Origin of the sequence: Spongiactinospora gelatinilytica (genome assembly GCF_003236385.1) — a bacterium.
In the GTDB taxonomy this organism is placed as follows: Bacteria; Actinomycetota; Actinomycetes; order Streptosporangiales; family Streptosporangiaceae; genus Spongiactinospora; species Spongiactinospora gelatinilytica.
Genome location: NZ_POUA01000508.1, coordinates 1 through 4,428 on the forward strand (window position 1 = coordinate 1; position 4,428 = coordinate 4,428).

General features: G+C 71.4%; 3 protein-coding genes and 1 pseudogene. All 4 read right to left on the reverse strand.

Features of this window, described 5'->3' with window-relative positions; genetic code table 11:
• On the reverse strand, positions 1-483 hold a 483-nt coding region (locus C1I98_RS35870), incomplete at its 3' end, for a hypothetical protein (RefSeq protein WP_111171740.1).
• A 107-nt stretch (positions 484-590) separates the two neighbouring features.
• Positions 591-3,185, reverse strand: a complete 2,595-nt coding sequence (clpB, locus tag C1I98_RS35875) for an ATP-dependent chaperone ClpB (protein ID WP_111171741.1) — start codon at positions 3,183-3,185, stop codon at positions 591-593.
• Between the two features lie 121 nt (positions 3,186-3,306).
• Positions 3,307-3,556: pseudogene (locus C1I98_RS35880) on the reverse strand (heat shock protein transcriptional repressor HspR); the annotation flags it as partial.
• A 4-nt stretch (positions 3,557-3,560) separates the two neighbouring features.
• Positions 3,561-4,428, reverse strand: an 868-nt coding sequence (locus C1I98_RS35885; RefSeq protein ID WP_111171743.1) for a DnaJ C-terminal domain-containing protein, incomplete at its 5' end; no start/stop codon positions are given.

Consider the following 4,428-nt stretch of genomic DNA (forward strand, 5'->3'; position numbering starts at 1 on the left):
GGCCGTTGGGAGGTCCGGGAGCAGGCCGCCGGAGTCGGCGGGTGGGCCGTCGAGGGCGTCAGGGCGGCCGGACCGGGTGGACAGGCCGGGCAGGCCGGACTGGGTGTGCCGGGTGGTGGTGCGCAGGCCCGTTCTGGGCAGGCCCGGGAGGCCGACGCCGCCGGTGCCCGCGAGCGCGCCGCCCGGGTCGGCGATGCCGGTCACCGGGGTGGCGGGCACGAGCCCGTCGAGCCCCCGCAGGCCGGTGGCCTGCTTGACCGCGTAACCGGCGTAGGCCGGGTTGAGCGAGCCGGCGGAGTCGACGACCGGGACGCCCGTACCGAGCCCGCACACCGGCCGCTGGCCGGTCGCGGTCTTGACCAGTGGCAGTCCGCCCCGGCCCGGACAGTGGGCGGCGGCCGCCGGCATGACGGCCGTGCAGGTCAGCCCGGCGGCCATGGTGGCAGCCGCGAGCATCGCCCCGAATTTGCGTGTGTTCGACATACACGTCCCCCTGATCATGTTCGGTCGACAGCGATGGCCGAAGTTATCGCCGTTCCGGACCCGACCAGGGGGCCTTAACTTAAAGGTGGGCAACTACTTACTGCGGCTTACTGCGCTACAGGCGACCGCTGGGCCTCGATGGACAGGGTGTCGCCCGCCTCGTCCAGGTCCACGACGACCTCGTCGCCGTCCTGGATCTCGCCGGACAGCACCTTCTTGGCCAGCCGGTCGCCGATCGCCGACTGCACCAGCCGGCGCAGCGGGCGCGCGCCGTACAGCGGGTCGTAGCCGGTCAGCGCGAGCCAGTCGCGGGCCGCCGGGGTGACCGTGAGGGTCAGCCTGCGGTCGGCCAGGCGGCGGGCCAGCCGTACCGCCTGGAGGTCCACGATCCGGCTCAGCTCCTCCGAGCCGAGGGCGTCGAACAGGATGATGTCGTCCAGCCGGTTGATGAACTCCGGCTTGAACGACGCGCGGACCGCGTTCATCACCGCGTCGCGTTTGGCGCCGTTCTCCAGCGTCGGATCCACCAGGTACTGCGACCCGATGTTGGAGGTCATGATCAGAATGGTGTTGCGGAAGTCGACCGTGCGGCCTTGCCCGTCGGTCAGCCGTCCGTCGTCGAGCACCTGGAGCAGGATGTCGAAGACCTCGGTGTGCGCCTTCTCCACCTCGTCCAGCAGCACGACCGTGTACGGCCTGCGCCGGACCGCCTCGGTGAGCTGGCCGCCCTCCTCATACCCCACATAGCCGGGCGGCGCGCCGACCAGCCGGGCCACCGCGTGCTTTTCGGAGTACTCGCTCATGTCGATCCGGGTCATCGCCCGCTCGTCGTCGAACAGGAACTCCGCCAGCGCCTTGGCCAGCTCGGTCTTGCCCACGCCCGTCGGCCCGAGGAACAGGAACGACCCGGTGGGCCGGTCGGGGTCGGAGATGCCGGCGCGCGCCCGTCGTACCGCGTCGGACACGGCCTGCACGGCCGGGGCCTGGCCGATGAGCCGCTTGCCCAGCTCGTCTTCCATGCGCAGGAGTTTGGCCGTCTCGCCCTCCAGTAGCCGCCCGGCGGGGATGCCGGTCCACGACGAGATCACCTGGGCGATGTCGTCCGGGCCGACCTCCTCCTTGACCATGGCGGCTTCCGGCTGCGCCTGGGCGACGGCGGCCTGGAGCTCCTTCTCCAGCCGGGGCACCTCGGCGTACATGAGCCGGGACGCCGCCTCGAAGTCGCCGTCCCGCTGGGCCCGCTCGGCGGCCCCCCTGGCCTCGTCGAGCTGCTTCTTCAGGTCGCCGACGTGGTTGAGCCCGGCCTTCTCCCGCTCCCAGCGGCCGACCAGGCCGTTGAGCTCCTCCTGGCGGTCGGCGAGGTCTTTGCGCAGTTTGTCCAGCCGGGCGCGGGATGCCTCGTCGGTCTCCTTGGCGAGCGCCATCTCCTCCATCTTCATCCGGTCGACCGTGCGCTGTAGCTCGTCGATCTCGACCGGACGCGAGTCGATCTCCATCCGCAGCCGGGAGGCGGCCTCGTCCACCAGGTCGATGGCCTTGTCGGGGAGGAACCGGGCGGTGATGTAGCGGTCGGACAGGGCGGCGGCGGCGACCAGCGCGCTGTCGGCGATCTGCACCTGGTGGTGGGCCTCGTAGCGGCCCTTGAGCCCGCGCAGGATCGCGATGGTGTCCTCCACGCTCGGCTCGCCCACGTAGACCTGCTGGAAACGGCGTTCCAGCGCCGGGTCCTTCTCGATCCGCTCGCGGTACTCGTCGAGCGTGGTCGCGCCGATCATGCGCAGCTCGCCGCGGGCCAGCATCGGCTTGAGCATGTTGCCCGCGTCCATCGAGCCCTCGGCGGCGCCCGCGCCGACCACGGTGTGCAGTTCGTCGATGAACGTGACGACCTGGCCGTCGCTCTCCTTGATCTCGGCGAGCACGGCCTTCAGCCGTTCCTCGAACTCACCGCGGAACTTCGCGCCCGCCACCATGGCGCTCAGGTCGAGGGAGACCAGCCGCTTGTTGCGCAGGCTCTCCGGCACGTCGCCGGCCACGATGCGCTGCGCCAGGCCCTCCACGACGGCGGTCTTGCCGACGCCCGGCTCCCCGATCAGCACCGGGTTGTTCTTCGTGCGGCGGGAGAGGACCTGGACCACCCGGCGGATCTCGGCGTCGCGGCCGATCACCGGATCGAGCCGCCCGGCCCTGGCCCGCTCGGTGAGGTCGACGCCGTACTTCTCCAGCGCCTGGTAGGTGTCCTCCGGGGTCTCACTGGTGACCCTGGCGTGCCCGCGGACCTTCTCGAACGCGTCGAGCAGTGCCGCCGCCGTCGCCCCCTGCGACTTCAGCAGCTCCGCGATCGGCCCGCCGTCCGCGGCCAGGCCGACCAGCAGGTGCTCGGTCGAGACGTATTCGTCCTCAAGCTGCTTGGCCCGCGCCGCGGCGGTGTTGAGCACCACCAGCAGCGCCCGGGAGGTGGTCGGCGCGCTGACCGTCGCGCCCTGGGCCTTGGGCAGGCCCTCAAGCTGTTGCTCGGCGGCGGTGCGCAGCTTCTTCCAGTCGGCGCCGACGGCCTCCAGCAGCGGCACCGCCGTGCCGCCGCTCTGCGCCAGCAGCGCGGTGAACAGGTGGGCCGGCGCGACCTCCGGATTGCCCTCCGTCGCCGCTCTGCGAATGGAGGCGGAGATCGCCTCCTGGCTCTTTCTGGTGAGCTTGTAGTCCATCTGCCAATCCCCCCGGGAAATGGTCACGCCGGCGGCAGTTCGTACCGGATCAGCGCACGGATCATGGACAGCTCCGCGCGCAGCCGCTCCAGCTCGGCGCGCATGCGGAGATTGTCGTTCTCCAGTTGCAGGATTCGCTTGATGCCCGCGAGGTTGATGCCCTCTTCCTGAGAGAGCCGCTGGACCTCGCGGAGCATCAGAATGTCGCGCGTGGAGTAGAGGCGGCCGCGGCCCGCCGTACGGCCGGGGCTGACCAGGCCCAGACGGTCGTACTGGCGCAGTGTCTGCGGATGCAGCCCGGAAAGCTGGGCGGCGACCGAGATCACGTAGACCGGCGTCTCATCTGACAGGTGGAAGAAGTCGGCATCCATGAGATCACTCGCTTCTGGCCAGCTCGATCAGCTCCGCGCGTGGGTCGGCCTCGGCCGTGGCGTTCTTGAACTCACTGAGCAGGTCGCGCGCCTTGTCGTCGAGGCGCTGTGGCACCGCGACCTCGACGGTGACCAGCATGTCGCCCTTGGTGCCGTCCTTGCGGGCCACGCCGCGCCCGCGCACCCGGAACGTCCGCCCGTTGGGCGTGCCCTCCGGGATGCGGACGGTGACCGGCATGCCCTTGAGGGTCGGCACCTTGATCTCCGCGCCGAGCGCCGCCTCCGCGAAGGTCACCGGGACGGTGATGGTCAGGTTCTCGCCCGAGCGGCCGAACACCGGGTGCGGCTTGACGTGGATCTGGACGTAGAGGTCGCCGGCCGGCCCGCCGTTCTCGCCGGGCGCGCCCTTGGCCTTCAACCGGATGCGCTGGTTGTCGCCGACGCCGGCCGGGATGCGCGCCTGGATGGTGCGCGTGCTCCGGCCACGCCCGCTGCCCTCGCAGACCGGGCAGGGGTCGTCCACAAGCAGGCCCCTGCCGCGGCAGTCGCGGCAGGGCTCGGAGAAGGCGAAGTTGCCCAGGTTGCGGCTGGCCGCGCCGGTGCCCTCGCAGGTCGGGCAGACCCGCGGGGTGGTACCGGCCTTCGCGCCGGTGCCCGAACAGGCCGCGCACGCCGAGGAGCTGGTGAGCCGCAGCGAGACCGTGCTGCCCTCCGCCGCCTCGGTGAACGTCAGGGTGACCTCCGACTCGATGTCCTGGCCGCGCCGGGGACGGGTGGTGGACGCGGTGGTCCGCCCGCCCCGGTTGAACAGGCCGCCGAAGATGTCACCGATGCGCTCGCCGGTGCCGCCCCCGGACTGCGCCCCCCCGAAC